The sequence below is a fragment of the Anaeromyxobacter oryzisoli genome (assembly GCF_022690765.1).
Lineage (GTDB): Bacteria > Myxococcota > Myxococcia > Myxococcales > Anaeromyxobacteraceae > Anaeromyxobacter > Anaeromyxobacter oryzisoli.
This window is the reverse complement of sequence record NZ_JALCZA010000015.1, coordinates 1-16,190: the sequence shown is the minus strand read 5'-3', so window position 1 is coordinate 16,190 and position 16,190 is coordinate 1. Positions and strand designations below refer to the sequence as shown.

General features: G+C 73.2%; 12 protein-coding genes and 1 tRNA gene. 8 read left to right on the top strand and 5 right to left on the bottom strand.

Going from position 1 to position 16,190, the window contains the following annotated elements; genetic code table 11:
* The first annotated feature begins 46 nt into the window (after window positions 1-46).
* On the top strand, window positions 47-5,383 hold the full coding sequence (locus tag MNZ27_RS07420) for an Ig-like domain-containing protein (RefSeq protein WP_242393406.1): 5,337 nt from the start codon (window positions 47-49) through the stop codon (window positions 5,381-5,383).
* A 253-nt stretch (window positions 5,384-5,636) separates the two neighbouring features.
* Here MNZ27_RS07420 and MNZ27_RS07415 read toward each other — a convergent pair.
* Together MNZ27_RS07415 and MNZ27_RS07410 are read right to left on the bottom strand one after the other, a co-directional pair.
* A tRNA-Sec gene (locus MNZ27_RS07415) sits at window positions 5,637-5,732 on the bottom strand.
* Window positions 5,733-5,853: 121 nt separating this feature from the next.
* Window positions 5,854-7,518, bottom strand: coding sequence for an HAD-IG family 5'-nucleotidase (locus MNZ27_RS07410; RefSeq protein ID WP_242393405.1), 1,665 nt, complete (start codon window positions 7,516-7,518; stop codon window positions 5,854-5,856).
* A 124-nt stretch (window positions 7,519-7,642) separates the two neighbouring features.
* Between MNZ27_RS07410 and MNZ27_RS07405 the strand changes: the two genes are divergently transcribed.
* Window positions 7,643-7,843, top strand: coding sequence for a hypothetical protein (locus MNZ27_RS07405; RefSeq protein WP_242393404.1), 201 nt, complete (start codon window positions 7,643-7,645; stop codon window positions 7,841-7,843).
* Window positions 7,844-8,076: 233 nt separating this feature from the next.
* Here MNZ27_RS07405 and MNZ27_RS07400 read toward each other — a convergent pair whose 3' ends face one another.
* Window positions 8,077-8,322 (bottom strand): helix-turn-helix domain-containing protein, encoded by a 246-nt coding sequence (locus MNZ27_RS07400; RefSeq protein ID WP_242393403.1) that lies wholly within the window; start codon window positions 8,320-8,322, stop codon window positions 8,077-8,079.
* Between the two features lie 262 nt (window positions 8,323-8,584).
* Between MNZ27_RS07400 and MNZ27_RS07395 the strand changes: the two genes are divergently transcribed.
* The 3 genes from MNZ27_RS07395 to MNZ27_RS07385 all read left to right on the top strand — a co-directional run bounded on the left by MNZ27_RS07395 (window position 8,585) and on the right by MNZ27_RS07385 (window position 12,070).
* The gene (locus MNZ27_RS07395) at window positions 8,585-9,871 is read left to right on the top strand and encodes a M16 family metallopeptidase (RefSeq protein ID WP_242393402.1); all 1,287 of its coding nucleotides are present in this window, start codon (window positions 8,585-8,587) and stop codon (window positions 9,869-9,871) included.
* The gene (locus MNZ27_RS07390; protein WP_242393401.1) at window positions 9,868-11,187 is read left to right on the top strand and encodes a M16 family metallopeptidase; all 1,320 of its coding nucleotides are present in this window, start codon (window positions 9,868-9,870) and stop codon (window positions 11,185-11,187) included. The genes MNZ27_RS07395 and MNZ27_RS07390 overlap by 4 nt, the downstream gene beginning before the upstream one ends.
* Before the next feature lie 187 nt (window positions 11,188-11,374).
* Window positions 11,375-12,070: an RluA family pseudouridine synthase gene (locus tag MNZ27_RS07385; RefSeq protein WP_242393400.1), complete on the top strand. Its 696-nt coding sequence runs from the start codon at window positions 11,375-11,377 to the stop codon at window positions 12,068-12,070.
* A gap of 148 nt (window positions 12,071-12,218) precedes the next feature.
* On the opposite strand, the gene MNZ27_RS07380 is transcribed toward MNZ27_RS07385, so the two are convergent.
* Both MNZ27_RS07380 and MNZ27_RS07375 read right to left on the bottom strand, forming a co-directional pair.
* Window positions 12,219-12,998: an SH3 domain-containing protein gene (locus MNZ27_RS07380; protein ID WP_242393399.1), complete on the bottom strand. Its 780-nt coding sequence runs from the start codon at window positions 12,996-12,998 to the stop codon at window positions 12,219-12,221.
* Between the two features lie 117 nt (window positions 12,999-13,115).
* On the bottom strand, window positions 13,116-13,544 hold the full coding sequence (locus MNZ27_RS07375) for a hypothetical protein (protein WP_242393398.1): 429 nt from the start codon (window positions 13,542-13,544) through the stop codon (window positions 13,116-13,118).
* Window positions 13,545-13,832: 288 nt separating this feature from the next.
* Between MNZ27_RS07375 and MNZ27_RS07370 the strand changes: the two genes are divergently transcribed.
* The 3 genes from MNZ27_RS07370 to MNZ27_RS07360 form a co-directional block, all read left to right on the top strand.
* Entirely contained in the window at window positions 13,833-14,585 is a 753-nt protein-coding gene (locus MNZ27_RS07370; protein ID WP_242393397.1) for an MlaE family ABC transporter permease, read from the top strand.
* Window positions 14,586-14,589: 4 nt separating this feature from the next.
* Window positions 14,590-15,342, top strand: a complete 753-nt coding sequence (locus tag MNZ27_RS07365) for an ABC transporter ATP-binding protein (protein WP_242393396.1) — start codon at window positions 14,590-14,592, stop codon at window positions 15,340-15,342.
* 25 nt (window positions 15,343-15,367) lie between these two features.
* On the top strand, window positions 15,368-16,190 hold an 823-nt coding region (locus tag MNZ27_RS07360), incomplete at its 3' end, for an MlaD family protein (protein WP_242393395.1).

The window sequence follows — 16,190 nt, the reverse complement described above, 5'->3', positions numbered from 1 at the left end:
GGACGGCCCCGGCGGGGCCAGCCGCGAAGAGCGGAGGGAGTCATCTATGCGCGCGCCTCGGACGATCGTCTTCTTCGCGGCCCTTGCCACGGCCTGCTCGGGGTCTCATCCGGCCTCGTCCGGTCCGGATCGGAGCTCGAAGCTCCTCCGCGCGGCCGAGCCGATCAGCGGCCAGTACATCGTCGCGCTCGCCTCCGGGAGCACCGAGGCGGACGCGAGCGCCCTGGCGGCGCGCCACGGCGGGACGGTCCTGCGCTGGTACGGCCCGCCACAGACCGCGGTCGCGGTGAAGCTCCCGCCGCAGAACGCCGCCGCCCTCGCCGACGAGCCCATCGTTCGCTATGCGGAGGAGGACTCCTACGTCCACGCCGCGTCGGTGGAGTGGAACGTCGACCGCGTCGACCAGCGCGCGCTCCCCCTCGACGGTCTCTACGCGCCGCCCGCGAGCGGGCAGGGCGCGCACGTCTACGTGGTCGACACCGGCATCCTGCTCGATCACGCGGAGCTCAGGGGGCGCGCGACCGCGGACTTCTCGGCGATCGCCGATCCGTACGACCAGACCGACTGCAACGGGCACGGGACGCACCTCGCGGGCGTGGCGGCGGGCGCGACCGTGGGCGTCGCTCCCGGGGCGGCGGTCCACTCGGTCAGGGCCCTCGATTGCAGCGGGGTGGGCGGGGTCTCGGCATTGATCGCCGCCCTGGAGTGGATCCAGGAGAACCACCAGGCTCCGGCGGTGGCCCTCGTCGGGGTCACCGCCGGGCTCTCGAAGGCCCTCTCCGATGCGATCGCCAACACGATCGCCGCGGGCGTTCCGGTCATCGCGGCGGCGGGGAACTCGGGGATCGACGCCTGCGGGACGCTCCCTGCGGCGGCTCCCGGCGCGATCGCGGTCGGCGCGACCGACGGGCAGGACGCGGCGGCCACCTTCTCGAACCAGGGCTCCTGCGTCTCGCTGTTCGCGCCCGGCCAGGACGTCTCCTCCGCCTGGAGCGACGGCGGCTACCACACCGCGAGCGGCACCTCGCAGGCCGCCGCCCAGGTGGCGGGCGCGGCGGCGCTCTTCCTCCAGCTCCATCCAGACGCAGCGACCAGCGCGGTGCGCGACGCGCTGGTCGGGAACGCGACCCTTGGGGGCCCGTCCGGCCGGACCGCCGGGTCACCGGATCGGTTCCTCTACGTCGGCTTCGTCGCGCCGCTCGATCCCGGCGCCGCGAAGCCCGCGATCCAGCTCTCGTATCCGGCGGCCGGCGCGACGCTCACTGGTAACGTCGCCATCGCCGCCTCGACCACCGGGCCCGTGGCGTCGGTGGCCTTCTTCGTCGACGGCGCCTACGTCGGCGCCGATGCGGACGGCTCGAACGGCTGGACCGCAGCCTGGAACAGCGCCACCGTCGGCGATGGCGTTCACACGGTCCTCGCCCGGGCTTATGACGTGGCAGGCAACGTCGCCGAGGCGTCGGCCTCCGCGACGGTCACCAACCCCGGGAACGCCACGTACCTGGCGACGCTCGGCGCGCCCGCCTGTCTCACGGCGGGTGTCCGCTGCGCCACCGGAGCGCTCGAGGTGGGGCGCGGTCCCGTGGGCCCGGAGCCGAACTTCCCGAACACCCTGCACGGAGCGTGTGCCGACGGGGCGGGCGGCGTTTTCCACCTGGACGAGTCGATCGACGCGCTCGAGGTCCACGTCGCCGACGGGAGCCCGGTGCTCGCCGAGGGGACCCTGGTCGAGGTGGTCGTGAAGGTGTGGGCCTACCCCGATTACGGCCCCGACGTGGTGGACCTGTGGTCCGCCGCAGACGCCGGCGATCCGCCGCTGTGGCGCTACGTCGGCTCGGCGGACGTCCCGGGGGCCGGCCTCCAGACGGTCCGGTTCACCACGTACCGGCTGCCCGCGTTCCCAGCGACGCCGGCGAGCGCCCTGCAGGCGATCCGCGCCACGGTGCGCTACGGCGGCGACCGCTCCGAGTGCACGACGGGCCCGTACGACGACCACGACGACCTCGCGTTCTTCGTCGCCTCGGGGAACCCCGACACGACGCCTCCGACGGTCGACATCGTCTCGCCGGCGAGCAACGCGGCGCTCTCGGGGACCGTGACGCTCTCGGCGGCCGCGCATGACGATCGGCAGGTGGTCACCCGCGTCGAGTTCCACGCGGACGGCGCGCTCGTCGCGACGGCGACGACCTCGGATGGCTCCGGCGTCTTCTCGGCGAGCTGGAACGTGGATCCGATCGCGCTCGGCGCGCACGCGCTCACCGCCGTCGCCTACGACGCGAGCGGCAACTCCAGGACGAGCACGCCGGTCGCGGTGACGGTGAGCGATCTCGCCGCGCCGTCGGTACGGCTCACGCTCCCCGACCCGGACGCGATGGTGGGCGGCGTCGTTCACGTCGAGGCCGACGCGACCGACAACCGGTCGGTGGCGAAGGTCCAGCTCGTCGCCGGCGGGAAGGTGCTCGGCACGCCGACGACGCCTCCGTATGCGGTGGACTGGGACACGACCGGCCTCTCCGGCTCCGTGGCGCTCTGGGCGGAGGCGTGGGACGGCGTGGGGCTGCACGCCGTCTCGGCGCCCGTCACCGTCTTCGTGGACAACGTGAAGCCCGCGGTCGCGATCTCGTCGCCCACCGCCGGCGCGCCGGTTCAGGGCGTGGTGGCGCTGGCGGGCACCGCCTCCGACGACGACCAGGTGGACCGCGTCGAGCTCTTCGCGAACGGCGCCTACGTGGGCAAGGCAGCCTACGACCCCGCCGGGCGCACGTGGAGCGCCTCCTGGAGTAGCGGAGGCCTGACGAACGGCCCGGCCACGCTCGTCGCCCGCGCGTACGACCGCGCCGGGAACGTGGGGGAGGCCTCGGTCGCGGTGGCGATCGCCGACACCATCCCGCCGACGGTCTCGATCTCGCAGCCCGCGGCGGCCACCCCGGCGCCGATCGTGAAGGGCTTCGTGCAGCTCGTCGCGAACGCCCAGGACAACGGCGCGGTGGCGAAGGTGGACTTCCTCCACGACGACGCCACCGTCGCCGGCAACATCGTCGCGTCCGCGATCGCCGCGCCGTTCGCGGTGGCCTGGGACACGCGCGCCCTCGCCGACGGCTCGCACGCGCTGTACGCGACGGCGTACGACTTCGCCGGCCTCAGCGCGACCAGCGGTGCCCTCGCCGTGCGCGTGGACAACCTGCCGCCCGTCGTGTCGGTGCAGCAGCCGGCAGCCGGCGCGGTGAGCGGCGTCATCGACATCACCGTGAAGGCCACCGACCTCGTCGGCGTCGACCACGTGAGCGTCTTCGCCGACTCGACGTTCGTGGGCACGGCGACGGTCGATCCCCTCGACTCGACCCTCTACCACCTGAGCTGGTCCACGACCTCCATCGACAACCGCACGTTCGCGCTCGTCGCGGTCGCCTACGATCTCGGGCTCAACCTCGCGAGCAGCGCTCCGGTCGAGGTCACCGTCTCGAATCCGACCACGGCGGTCTACGCGCCCGACCTCGAGGTGCCGCGTTGTACCTCCTCGGGCGCGTGGTGCTGGTCGGGCACCTTGCTCGACGGTCCGGGCTCGAGGGAGGTGAACGCGCCCAACACGCTCGCCGGGAGCTGCGCGGACGGCACCGCCGGCGCGTATCACCAGCAGGAGTCGGTGGACGCGATCCAGGTCCGCACCGCCGACGGCAGCACCCTCGCCGCCGGCAAGCAGGTCTACGTGGACGTCTGGTACTGGGCCGTGCAGGCGAACGAGGGCGACCAGATCGACGTCTACTACGCCGAGGACGCCACGAACCCGGCCTGGATCCTCCTCGACACCATCACGCCACCGACGACCTCCGCGGCCAGCCAGAACCAGGATCTGGTCTGGACGCTGCCCCAGCCGCTGACGCTCTCGACCGGGCCGCTGCAGGCGGTCCGCGCCGCCTATCGCTTCGCCGGGACCGGGCCGACCCCGTGCAGCACCGACGGCTTCACCACTGCGCAGCTCGCCGCGTCCTACGACGACCACGACGACCTCGCGTTCGCGGTGGGGAGCCCCGCCGACACCAACCCGCCCTCCGTGTCGATCGTCTACCCCGCGGACGGCGGCGTCGTGAGCGGAGATGTCGAGATCCGCGCCGCCGCCTCCGACGACGTGGGCATCGCGCAGGTCCAGTTCATCGTGGACGGCGTGCTCCTCGATCGGGCGACGGTGCCGCCTTACGCGACGCTCTGGCCCGCCGGCCTCGTCGCGGACGGCACGCACCAGCTCCAGGTGCGCGCGTACGACACGAGCGGAAACCACACGGACGCCGGGCCGATCACGGTCACGGTGCAGAACGTCCCGAACGCCGCGTTCGATCCGGCCTACGGCATCCCGGTGTGTTCGACCGCCGCGAGCTTCTGCGACTCCGGGGCGGCGCTGCTCGACGGGCGGGGCGCGTCGGAGTCGAATGCGCCCGACACGCTCGGGGCGTGCGCGGACGGCGGGGCCGGCACGTACCACGTGGACGAGTCGCTCGACGCGTTGGCGGTGTCGAGCCTGGACGGCTTGACGTTCGTTCCGGGGAGCCGCGTGCGGGTCGAGGCGCGCGTCTTCGCGTACAGCGGCTTCACGGACGATGCGCTCGATCTCTACTACGCGCGAGATCCCTCGGCCCCCGTCTGGCGCTGGTTCGCGACGCTCCACCCCAGCGGCCCCGGAGCGCATGTCCTCTCGGCCGAGTTCGCGCTGCCGCCCAGCGCGTTCCAGGTCGTGCGCGGGGTCTACCGGTATGGCGGGTCCGCCTCGACCTGCCCGACCGCGGAGCTCAAGCCCGACGAGCTCGCGGCCTCCTACGACGAGGCGGACGATCTCGCGTTCGCGGTGAGCGTCCCCGCGAACGCGAAGTTCGACGCGACGGTGGGCGCCCCGCGGTGCGGGACGGGCTGGTACTGCGACTCCGGCACGCTCCTCGACGGGCGCGCACGGCTCGGGCCGGAGGCCAACGCGCCGAACACGGTGGACGGCTGCGCCGACGGCACCGCGGGGACGTACCACGTGGACGAGTCGATCGATCGCGTGAGGGTCCTCGCCGCCGATGGCGTTCCCCTCCAGGCCAACACGACGGGGACCCTCGAGGTGACGGTGTTCGCCGGGCAGAGCTGGAGCAGCGATCGCGTGTACGTGTACGTGTCGGACGGGGTCTCTCCCGCGGCCTGGAAATATCTCACCACGCTCTACCCGACCAAGGCGGGCGCGCAGGTGCTCGCGGCGTCGCTCCCCCTCGGCCCGGCCGGGGTGAAGGCGGTGCGGACTCATCTCGTCAACGTCTCCGGGATCGCCTCGCCGACCCCCTTGGCGTGCGGAACGGCCTCGAACACGAAGGTGGTGGACGATCAGGACGACCTCGTCTTCCAGGTCTCGCCTTGACCGGAGGCCGGACTCATCGTCAGTCGTCGTGCATCAGACGGCGCCGGTCACCGCGCGGCCCATGCGCCTCTCGGTGAAGCGAAGGACATCCACCGGCGCGTCCCGCCGCGGTGGCCGCGGAGCTACGAGGCGGCAGGACCACGCAGATCGGCCCACTGGACCGAGGTGTCGCCCTCGGTGGTGTGGTGATCGCGTCCGACCAGGGGGCGAACCGGAGAACCTGCTGGAAACGTAGGGGGGACGAGAACCGGCACGGCAGAGCAGGGGAATCGAACCCCCCAACAGCGCCTCTCAGCACCATTCACCGGTTTTGAAGACCGGGCCCGGCACCAGCCTAGGACGCTCTGCCGCGAACGGGTTTACGTGCGCCGCGGGGCGGGGTCAAGCGGCGTTCGGCCGCCGGGAGGCGATCGTCGGGGAGGGGGCCTGCCGCGGGCGATCCCCGCGGGCCAGCGGGCCTCGGGGCGGACCTACCGGGACGCCTTCGAGGCCTTCGAGGGACGGTCGCCGGCGACCGGCGCGCCGTGCTCGTCGCCGTACGGCGAGATCCGGATGGGCGCGCTCCGCTCGTGCGGCATCGCCGCGCGCGGCGACCGGAAGTACTGCATCGGCGAGTAGAAGACGAAGTTCGAGGCGCGGCTCGTGTAGAGGCAGGCGTAGACCTCGGTCTGCTCGCCGAAGCGCGAGGTCTCGTTCCCCTCCTTGAAGGTGAGCCCCCAGTACGGGTTGAAGCCCTCCTCCACGGTCCGCTCGAGCGCCTCGACCCGCGCGTTCGCGTCGCGGAGCGCCCGGCGGAGCCCCTCGAGCTCGCGCTTCGTCCGCTGCCGCTCGTCCTCGAGCTCGTCGCGATCCTCGGCGTGGGGCGCCTCGCGCTCGAACCGGCGATCGAGGACGTTCAGCGCCGAGCGGTGCACCGCGACCTCGTCCTCCACGCGGAGCCGCAGCTCCTCGAGGCGCGCCAGCTCCTGGAGCGCGTCCTGGTGCTGCTCGAGCCAGGCGAGCTCGGCCTCGATCTCCTGCACGACCATGCAGGTGCGCCAGAGCGAGCTCTTCTTCGAGCGGAGGATGTCGCCGTAGATGTGATCGCCGACGTACAGGACCCGGTCGCCGCCGATCCCCATGAGCCGCTCGAACGCGGGGAGGTTGCCGCCCTCGTACCACCGGTCGCGCTCGAGCGAGGTCGCCTCGCCGAGCGGCTCGCCGTGGGGCCCGAGGGCGAGCAGCGGCCGGCGCTCGGAGAAGAAGGCCGGCTTCGCCGCGCCGGTGATCACCGCGTCGAAGTAGTTCCGCCAGCTCGGGTACTCGGCGAGCACGCCGTCGAGGACGAAGGACATCACCGCCGCGGTGTAGTCCCAGAGCGAGTTGGTGAGGAGGAAGAGCTTCTTCCCGCCGGAGCGGAGCCGGTGGAGCGCCGGGCCGAGGTCCGGGTCCTTCACCAGGTAGCGATCGAGGTCCTTCTTCACCTCGGCCTTGAGGGAGCCGTCGCGGTGGACCGTGTCGATCGCCTCGCGGATGTCGTCGAAGAGCCGGTGGTAGTCCACCTGCCGGCCCTGGCCCTCGAGCAGCTCGATGATGAGCGCGAAGAGGCAGGCCTCGGGCAGCGCGAAGAGCGTGTCGATCCAGGCGAAGCGCGGGAGCGAGAGGTGGATCTTCTCGTCGCGGTACAGCCTGCGCACCTCCTCGAGCGGCACCGGCCGCCGGCCGTGGTACGCGCGCCCGACGTGGTTGTGCCGGTCCATCTTGAAGATGTTGCCGTGGAGCTTGTCCACGACGAGACCGCGGATGACGAACCCGGGATCGTACTGGAGCCCGCCGATCTCGGGCGGGTAGCCCATGGCCTCGATCATCCGGGCGAGCGTCATCTCGAACGCGAGCGTCTCCATCTGGCGCAGGTGGTAGATCGCGAGCGTGTAGTCCATGTCGAAGCCGACGAGCTCGATCCGGTCCATCCGGAGGTTCCGGTTGACGAAGATCTCGCGTTCGTGCGGCACCTCGCGGTGCGCGACGCGCGGCGTCTCGAGCAGCGACAGGATGCGGGGGTCCTCGAAGGCAGCGCCGTCCCGGAAGGGTGCCCGGGGGGCCGGCTGGGTCTCGATCGGGGGAGCGGGCGCGCGTTGGCCTCTCGGCGTCTCCATCTCGGCCGCAGATAACACGGACGGGAGGGGGCCTCAACGCGCCCGCGCGGGCCGCCGCGGAACTTGACCGGCGGGCGCGCCGTGGCACGCTCGGCGCGCCGTGGTTGCCACCAGACGTCCCACCGTGAAGGAACTGCTCGCGCGGCTCGCGTCGCTCGAGGCGCGCGTCGCGCGGCTCGAGGCGGGGCGGGCGCCCGAAGGGGACGGGCGCGCGGCGGCGCGGCGGCGCGAGCCGTCGGTGAAGCGCTGCCCGGGCTGCGGCCTCCCGCTCCGCAGGCGCGCGGGGCGCTGCGCGGCGTGCGGCCGGCCGATCGACTCGCTGTGAGGCGGTGGCGGAAAACCACCGCGCGCTGCCCGGGGCCCGCTGGCCGTCATAGCGCCTCTCGGTTGGGTCGGGCCCGTCGCGAGGCACACGATGCCGTCGCCGAGCCGGGGCACACGACGACGGAGCAGCGCAGGCGTGCCTGGAAGGCACGTCGAGCAGCGGACGGAGGAGTCTGCCCGGCGCAGGCAGGCAGCGTGCGCCGCAGCAGGGCTCAGCCCAATCGAGCGGCGCTGTTAGTCTTCGGCGACGATACGGGCCGGCGGGACGCCGAGGGCGCGCGCGATGGCCACGACGGTCGTGTAGGGCGGGTTCCGGCCGCCGCGCTCGATGAGGCTCACGTAGGCGACCGAGAGGTCGAGCGCCTCCGCGAGCGCCTCCTGGGTCATCCCGCGGGTACGGCGGTGCTCACGGACGCGCTCGCCGAGCCGGCGGAGCTCCTCGCGGCGCGGATCGCGCTGGGTCTTGGTCTTGTTGGACATGTGGCTGGGGTCTCTCGCTGCTGAAAGCGCTAGAAGAACGAATGGTTCGCCAGTTGGGCGGCGCCGCTTTGTAGGTCCAATCGCGCGGGCCGATCCACCGACCCTGTGTCCTATGTACTGGACGTATAAGAACGGCGCGGCGCCGCGACGGATTCCTCACGCCCGGCGCGGCGATCTCCGCTCGCCCGTGCGCGGCGTCTGGCCGGGCACGCGGCCGAGGGCCTCCGTGGACGCTGCGGCGCCGCGCGGCTATGTTCGCCACGTGTCCGCGCGATCGACGACTTCCGCGGTCCTCGACCTCGGCGAGGTGAGGGCCCATACGCTGCCGAACGGTCTCCGCCTCCGCGTCCTGCCGGAGCGGAGCGTGCCGACGGTGAGCTACTACACGTTCTTCCAGGTGGGCTCGCGCAACGAGCGCCTCGGCACCACCGGCATCAGCCACCTGTTCGAGCACATGATGTTCAACGGGGCCGCGAAGTACGGCCCGAAGGAGTTCGACCGCGTGCTCGAGTCCCGCGGGGGAAACTCGAACGCCTACACGTCGAACGACGTGACCGCCTACTACGAGGACTTCACCGCGGACGCGCTCCCCACGGTGGTGGACCTCGAGGCCGACCGGATGCGCTCGCTGCGGCTCACCGCCGAGGCGCTGGAGCAGGAGCGCGAGGTGGTCAAGGAGGAGCGTCGGCTCCGCACCGAGAACTCGATCTTCGGCCTCATGGAGGAGCAGCTCGAGGCGCTCGTCTTCCTCGCCCACCCCTACCGCTGGCCGGTGATCGGGTGGATGGAGGACATCCAGCGGATCACCCGCGAGGACTGCCAGGCCTTCTTCCGGACCTACTACGCCCCGAGCAACGCGGCGGTGTACGTGGTCGGGGACGTGGACGCCGACGAGACCGTCGCCCTCGTCGAGCGGCTCTACGGCGACATCCCCGCCGGCCCGGCCCCGGCTCCGGTCCCGCAGGGAGAGCCCCTCCAGCGCGGCGAGCGGCGCGCCGTCGTCCGCTACCCGGCGCAGGCCCCCGCGCTGCTCGCCGGCTGGCGCGGCCCGGCGGGCCGGAGCCCCGACTCGGCGGCGCTCGACGTGCTCCAGGTCTGCCTCGCGTCGGGCGAGTCCTCCCGGCTCCGGCGGCGGATGGTGCACGAGCTCGAGCTCGCCGTGTCCGTGTCGGTGAGCTGGGGCTGGCGCATCGATCCGGGGGTGTTCCTCGCGTTCGCGGAGCTCTCGCCCGGCGTCTCCGCGGAGCGGGCGGACGCGGTGCTCCGGGACGAGCTCGCAGGGATCGCCGCGAAGGGCGTCGCCGCGGCCGAGGTGCGGCGCGCGCAGGCGCTCCTCCGCAGCTCGGTCCTGCACGAGCTCGCGACGCACCACGGCGTCGCGCACGCGCTCGGCCAGGCCGAGGCGCTCCTCGGCGACTGGCGCGAGGCGGGGCGCGCCCTCGAGCACTACGCCGCCGTGACCCCCCGCGACGTGCGGCGCGTCGCCGCCGAGTACCTCGCCCCCGCCCGCCGCTGCGTGGTGGTCCTCGAGCCCGAGGAGAGCCGGTGACCGCCCCCATCACGCTGCCCCCGATCCACCGCGAGACGCTCCCGAACGGGCTTCGGGTCATCGTCGCCGAGCGCAAGGGCGTCCCCCTCGTCGCCGCGCGGCTCGTCATCCGGGGCGGCGCCTCGTTCGATCCGGCCGGTCGCTGCGGCCTCGCGCACCTCGTGGCCCTCGCCGCCCGGCGCGGGACCCGCCGCCGGACCGGCCCGGAGATCGACCTCGCCGTCGAGTCGCTCGGCGCCGATCTCGCCGCCGGGGTGGACGAGGACGCCACCTACGTCGGCCTCACCGCCCCGGTCGAGGCGCTGCCGCGCTGCCTGGACATCCTCTCCGACGTGACGGCCGGCCCGACGTTCCCGGCGCGGGAGGTCGAGCGGATCCGCCGGCGCGAGGTGGCGAGCCTCGCCCACGACCTCGACGAGCCCGGCGTGGTCGCCGACCGGGCGATGCTCGCGGCGGCGTTCGGCGATCACCCCTACGGCCACGCGCCGGAGGGGAGCGTGAAGGACCTCGGCGCCGCGCGCCGCGCCGACGTGCTCGCGTTCCACCGCCGCCACTACCGGCCCGCCGACGCGTTCGTGGTCGTGGTCGGGGCGGTCCGCGCGGAGGAGGTCCTCGCCCAGGTGCGGCGCCGGCTCGGCGGGTGGCGAGGCCCGGCCGCGCCCGCCCCGGTGATCGCGCCGCCCGCGCCGCCGCGGGCCGCGGTGGTCGTGGTGGACAAGCCGGACGTGACCCAGACGCAGGTCCGGATCGTCTCGGAGGGGTTCGCGCGCAGCAGCCGCGACTACTTCCCGGGGCTGGTGGCGAGCGCCATCCTCGGCGGCGGGTTCACCTCGCGCCTCATGGAGGCGATCCGCGTGGAGCGGGGGCTCTCCTACGGCGTCCGGAGCCGCTTCGCGACGAGCGGGGCAGGGGGCCTCTTCTTCGTCTCGACGTTCACGAAGGTCGAGACGACGGCCGAGATCGTCCAGGTCGCGCTCGACGAGACCGCCCGCTTCTGCGGGGACGGGCCGACGGCCGAGGAGCTGGAGCGGACGCAGAGCTACCTCTCCGGCCTGTACCCGCTCTCGCTCGAGACGCACGACCAGCTCGCCGAGAAGCTCTCGGACCTCGCGCTGTTCGGCCTCTCCGAGGACGAGGTGACCGGCTTCCGGGAGCGCATCCGGGCGGTGACGACCGAGGCGTGCCGGGTCGTGGCCCGCCGCTACCTGCCCCGGGAGCGGAGCGCCATCGTGGCGGTGGGGCCGGCGAAGGCCATCGCGCGATCCCTCGAGAAGTTCGGGCCCGTGAAGGTGGTGCCCGCCCGGAAGATGGTCTGATGGCGACCCCCACTCGTCTTGAGCTGCTGCGGCGCACGCTGCCTGCCTGCGCGGGGCAGACTTCGCCCTGCGCTGCTCGCCCTTCGACTCCGGCGCGCTCCGCGCGCCTACGCTCAGGGCGAACGGAGCCTCGGATGGCCTGCGCTGCTCGGTCGTCGTGTGCCCACGCTCGGCGACGGTTGGCGCCATGACGATCCCGGTCCTGCTCGAGGACGCCCACCTCCTGGTGGTGGACAAGCCCGCCGGGCGGCTCGTCATCCCGGGGCGGCAGGGCGGCGAGACGAGCCTGCGCGAGGAGCTCGAGGCGGCCCACGGCCGGCTCTGGGTGGTCCACCGGCTGGACCGGGGCACGAGCGGCGTCGTGGTCTTCGCGCGCACCGCCGAGGCCCACCGCACCCTGAACCTCGCCTTCGATCGCGGCGAGCCCCGGAAGCGCTACCTCGCGCTCGTGCGCGGCACCCCCGCCGCCGAGCGCCGGATCGACGTCCCCATCGCGCCGGCGCGGCGCGGGCGGATGCGGCCGGCGCGCCCCGGGGATCCGAAGGGCAAGCCGTCGGCGACCGTGGTCCGGCTCCTGGAGGCCTTTCCGGTCCGGCCGTGGGCGGGCGGACCGCTCGCCCTCGTCGAGGCGCTCCCCGAGACCGGCCGGACGCACCAGATCCGGGTCCACCTCGCCGACGCCGGCCTGCCGCTCGCGGTGGATCCGGACTACGGCGAGGCGGAGCCGCTGCGCGGCCCCGACGCTGCGATCCTGCTCGAGCGCACCCCCCTCCACGCCGCCCGGCTCGAGCTGCGCCACCCCGCGAGCGGCGCGCCCCTCGCGATCGAGGCGCCGCTGCCGGCGGATCTCGCGGCCGCCCTCGCGGCGCTGCGGGGAGGGTAGGGGCGGGGGGGAGGCCTCGGCCTCGGCCCGCGAAACTCTTCCCGTTCGCCCCGAGCGGAGCGCGCCCCACGGGCCGCGCGGAGTCGAGGGGCGGCCCGCGCGCGCGCTTCGACCCTCGGCGAAGTCCTCCGGCTCGCCCGGAGGTCGGCTACGGCCGCGTTCCGCTCTCGGCCGGCGCCGGCGCCGGCACGGGCTCGCCGCCGGCGGGCGCGGCCGCGGCGCCGTCGGCGGGAGCCGGCTCCTCGCCGAGCTCGCGCGCGAGGACGTCCACCAGGGCGACCCCGGCGAAGTTCTCGCGGGCGAGGGCGAGCGCCTGGAGCGCCTCGTCCTTCTTGCCGATCCGCGCGAGCCAGCGGGCCTTCTGCATCAGCTTGGCGACGGCGATCTCCTTGTCGCCGGTCGCGAGCCGCTCCGCGAGCACCCAGGCCGTCTGCGTCCCCGCGACGTTCACCTCGGCAAAGGGCGGCCGCTGCTTCAGGACGAGGACGAGGGTGCCGGGCTCGATCTTCCGGCGGGCGTTCGCGGCGAGCAGCTCGGGACGGTCGAACACGTCCGCCGCGACGAGGACCGTCGCCGGCGAGGCGCCGGCGTCCTCGACGAGCGCGGTCCGCTTGAGCCACCCCTCGTGATCGTCGGAGAGCCGGACCTTCGCCCAGTCCTCCCGCGCCTCGACCACGGTCACCTGCTCGCCGCGGTGGAGCGTCGCGAGGAAGTTGCCCACGCTCTTGCCGGTCGGCCCGGGGACCTTCGCCGCGTCGCTCGGCTCGCGGCGGAGCGCGACGACGGTGCCGACGAACGCGCTCGAGGGCGCACCGGCCGGCGCGGCGGCCGCGGGCCCGGCGTCCGCGGGGCTCGCGGGCGCGGCGGGCTGCGACCGCTTGCAGGAGACGAGGGCGGCGAGGACGGCGACCGCGAGGAGTGCGCGCATGGGATCACCAGCTCCAGCTCCCCTCCGGGGGCGGGGCGTCGAAGTGAGCTACCTACCGACCGTGAACGTACCGGACGGCGGCGCGCCGGGGAAGCGCGGCGCGTGTGCGCCGGCTCCCTACCCGCGGCCGTGGACGAGGATCTTCACGTCGGAGCGGAAGGTGATCTCCACCTTGCCGTCCCGGACCCCGGACACGAAGCCGCGGCCGAACATCGGGTGATCGACGACCTCGTCCATCGCGAACGTCTTCTTCGGCGAGTAGGGCTGCGCCGCGGCGACGTTGCGCCCGCCGAGCAGCTCCTCGAACGAGACCGCGGCGGGGCGCTCGCGCGCCGTCCCGTTCGCCCGCGCGGACGCCGGCCGGCCGTGCGCGGCCTTCGCCGCCGCCTTGGCGGCGCCGATGGGCCCCTTGTACCGGTGCACCGCGTGGCAGGTGTTGCACTCGACCTTCACCGGCCGCTCCGACACCATCGCGTGGACCGTGTGAGCCAGCGTGAGCTGGCACTTCGTGCAGAACGCATCGACCTCGCCGCCGACCTTGACCATGGGGCCGCGCAGTATAGCGGCGGTCCTCCGCGGCCGCACCCCCCCCTGGCTCCTGATGGCGACACCCCCTCGCCTTGAGCTGCTGCGGCGCACGCTGCCTGCCTGCGCGGGGCAGACTCCTCCCTGCGCTGCTCGACGTGCCAACAGGCACGCCTGCGCTGCTCGGTCGTCGTGTGCCCCCGCTCGGCGACGGCATCGTGTGCCTCGCGACGCTCAACGCAAGCGGGTGGCGCCATGACACGTTCGAGAACAGGCGCTCCGGGGGAGGGCGTGCCAGAATGCGGCGCGATGAGGACCCTGCGTGCCGGCATCGAGGACTTCGGGCGGATGCTGTTCTTCGCCACCGAGACCGTCGCCTGGGCGTTGCGGCCGCCGGCGCGGCTGGAGCTCATCCTCGCCCAGATGGCGTTCATCGGGGCGGGGTCGGCGTTCATCGTGGGGGTGACCGGCACCTTCGCCGGGATGGTCTTCGGCCTGCAGATGAACTTCGCGATGAAGCAGTTCGCCGCGGAGGGCTACGTGGGGGGCTCGACCGCCTTCGCCCTCTCCCGCGAGCTGTCCCCGGTGTTCACCGCCCTCATGGTGACCGGCCGGGCGGGCAGCGCCATCGCCACCGAGCTCGGGACCATGCGGGTGACCGAGCAGATCGACGCCATGGAGACCATGGCGGTCTCGCCCATCCAGTACCTGGTCGTCCCGCGGGTGATCGCCTCCATCCTCATGTTCCCCGCGCTCACCATGCTCTTCAACGCGCTCGGCTTCGCGGGCGCGTACGTGATGGGCGTCTACGTGGCGGGGATCCCGGAGGGCCCCTTCATCGCCCACACCCGCGAGATCGTCGGGCCGGACGACATCTTCCACGGGCTCTGGAAGGCGGTCATCTTCGGCGCCATCGTCTCGCTCATCACCACCTGGCGCGGCTACTCGGCCAGCGGCGGCGCGCGCGGGGTCGGCGAGGGGACCACCCGCGCGGTGGTCTCGAGCTCCATCGCGATCCTCGTCGCGGACTACGCCGCGACCGTCCTGTTCGTGGGGACCTGACCCGATGGCCGCGATCGAGGTGACCGACCTCTGGAAGTCGTTCGGGGACAACCACGTCCTGCAGGGCGTGAGCCTCACCGTGCCGGACGGGCAGACCTACGTGGTGCTCGGCGGGTCCGGCTCCGGGAAGACCGTGCTCATGAAGCACGTCATCGGCCTCCTCAAGCCAGACCGCGGCCGGGTGGTCGTGGGCGGGAAGGAGATCTCCGCGCTCGAGGGCAAGGCGCTCACCGAGGCCCGGCAGCAGTTCGGGATGGTCTTCCAGGGGGCCGCGCTCTTCGACTCGATGAACGTCTTCGACAACGTGGCGTTCCCGCTCCGCGAGCGGCGGCGGGGGCAGAAGCTCTCGCGCGAGGAGGTCCGGGCGCGGGTCGTCGAGAAGCTCGCGGTCGTGGACCTCGGGGAGGAGGTCCTCCCGCGCTGGCCCGCCGAGCTCTCCGGCGGCATGCGCAAGCGGGTGGCGCTGGCGCGGGCGCTCGTCTCGGACCCCCAGGTCGTGCTCTACGACGAGCCCACCACCGGCCTCGACCCCATCACCACCAACTACGTGGACGAGATGATCCAGCACGCGAAGGAGCGGCTCGGTATCACCAGCATGGTGATCTCGCACGACATCGCCAGCGCTTTCCGTGTGGCCGATCGGATGGCGGTGCTCTACGATGGCCGCCTCGCGGCGGAAGGCACGCCGGCGGAGGTGCGCGACAGCAAGGACCCGTTCGTGCAGCGCTTCCTCTCCACCTGGTTCCAGAAGCAGTGACCCCAGCCCCCGTGCTCTGCTCACCGTGAAGCCCGCGTTCAACAAGGCCCTCGCCGTGGGCGCCCTGGTCGCCGTGACCGGGCTGTCGCTGCTGTTCGCCTTCACGTTCCTCAAGAAGGGCGGCTTCTCCGACAAGGAGAGCTACCTCGTCGTGGCGCGCTTCTCCGACGCCACCGGCCTCACCTGGAAGAGCAAGGTGCAGATCGCCGGCATCCAGGTCGGCGAGGTGTCGAAGATCTCGCTCGTGGGGGCGAAGGCGCTCCTCGAGATCCGCATCAAGAAGGACGTCCAGCTCCACACCGACGCCTGCCTCACCAAGGTGTTCCCGTCGGCGCTCCTCCCGGACGCCCTCCTCGACGTGGCCCCCGGGTCGGAGTCCAGGCCGCTCCTCGCCTCCCTGCCGGAGTCCGAGCGCGAGATCACCTGCATCAAGGAGGCGACGAGCATCCAGCAGCTCGTGGAGTCGCTCTCCAAGATCTCGAACGACGTCCAGACCGTCACGGGCGATCTCGCCCAGACGGTGACGAGCGGCCGGGGCAGCCTGCGGAACGTCATCGAGAACCTCGCGCGCATCACCCAGCAGGTCGAGGGGATCGTCGACGAGAACAGCCGGAACCTCGCCGACATCCTCGAGAACACCCGCGAGTTCACCAACGACCTGCGCGACATCTCCGGGCGCGACAAGGAGCGGATCCACGCCATCGTCGTGAACGTGGAGGGGCTGACCGCGCAGCTCCGCGCGCTCACCGCGAGCGCGCAGGGCATCCTCGGCGGCGAGCCGGTGCCCGGCGTTCCGGGCGCCACCGGCGGCGCGGGCGCCACCGGCGGCGCGGGCGCGCCTGGCGCCC

Coding starts and splice junctions, on each gene's coding strand:
- MNZ27_RS07375 (WP_242393398.1), bottom strand. CDS start 13,544: ATGGTCAAGGTCGGCGGCGAGGTCGATGCGTTCTGCACGAAGTGCCAG.
- MNZ27_RS07420 (WP_242393406.1), top strand. CDS start 47: ATGCGCGCGCCTCGGACGATCGTCTTCTTCGCGGCCCTTGCCACGGCC.
- MNZ27_RS07410 (WP_242393405.1), bottom strand. CDS start 7,518: ATGGAGACGCCGAGAGGCCAACGCGCGCCCGCTCCCCCGATCGAGACC.
- MNZ27_RS07365 (WP_242393396.1), top strand. CDS start 14,590: ATGGCCGCGATCGAGGTGACCGACCTCTGGAAGTCGTTCGGGGACAAC.
- MNZ27_RS07380 (WP_242393399.1), bottom strand. CDS start 12,998: ATGCGCGCACTCCTCGCGGTCGCCGTCCTCGCCGCCCTCGTCTCCTGC.
- MNZ27_RS07385 (WP_242393400.1), top strand. CDS start 11,375: ATGACGATCCCGGTCCTGCTCGAGGACGCCCACCTCCTGGTGGTGGAC.
- MNZ27_RS07370 (WP_242393397.1), top strand. CDS start 13,833: ATGAGGACCCTGCGTGCCGGCATCGAGGACTTCGGGCGGATGCTGTTC.
- MNZ27_RS07400 (WP_242393403.1), bottom strand. CDS start 8,322: ATGTCCAACAAGACCAAGACCCAGCGCGATCCGCGCCGCGAGGAGCTC.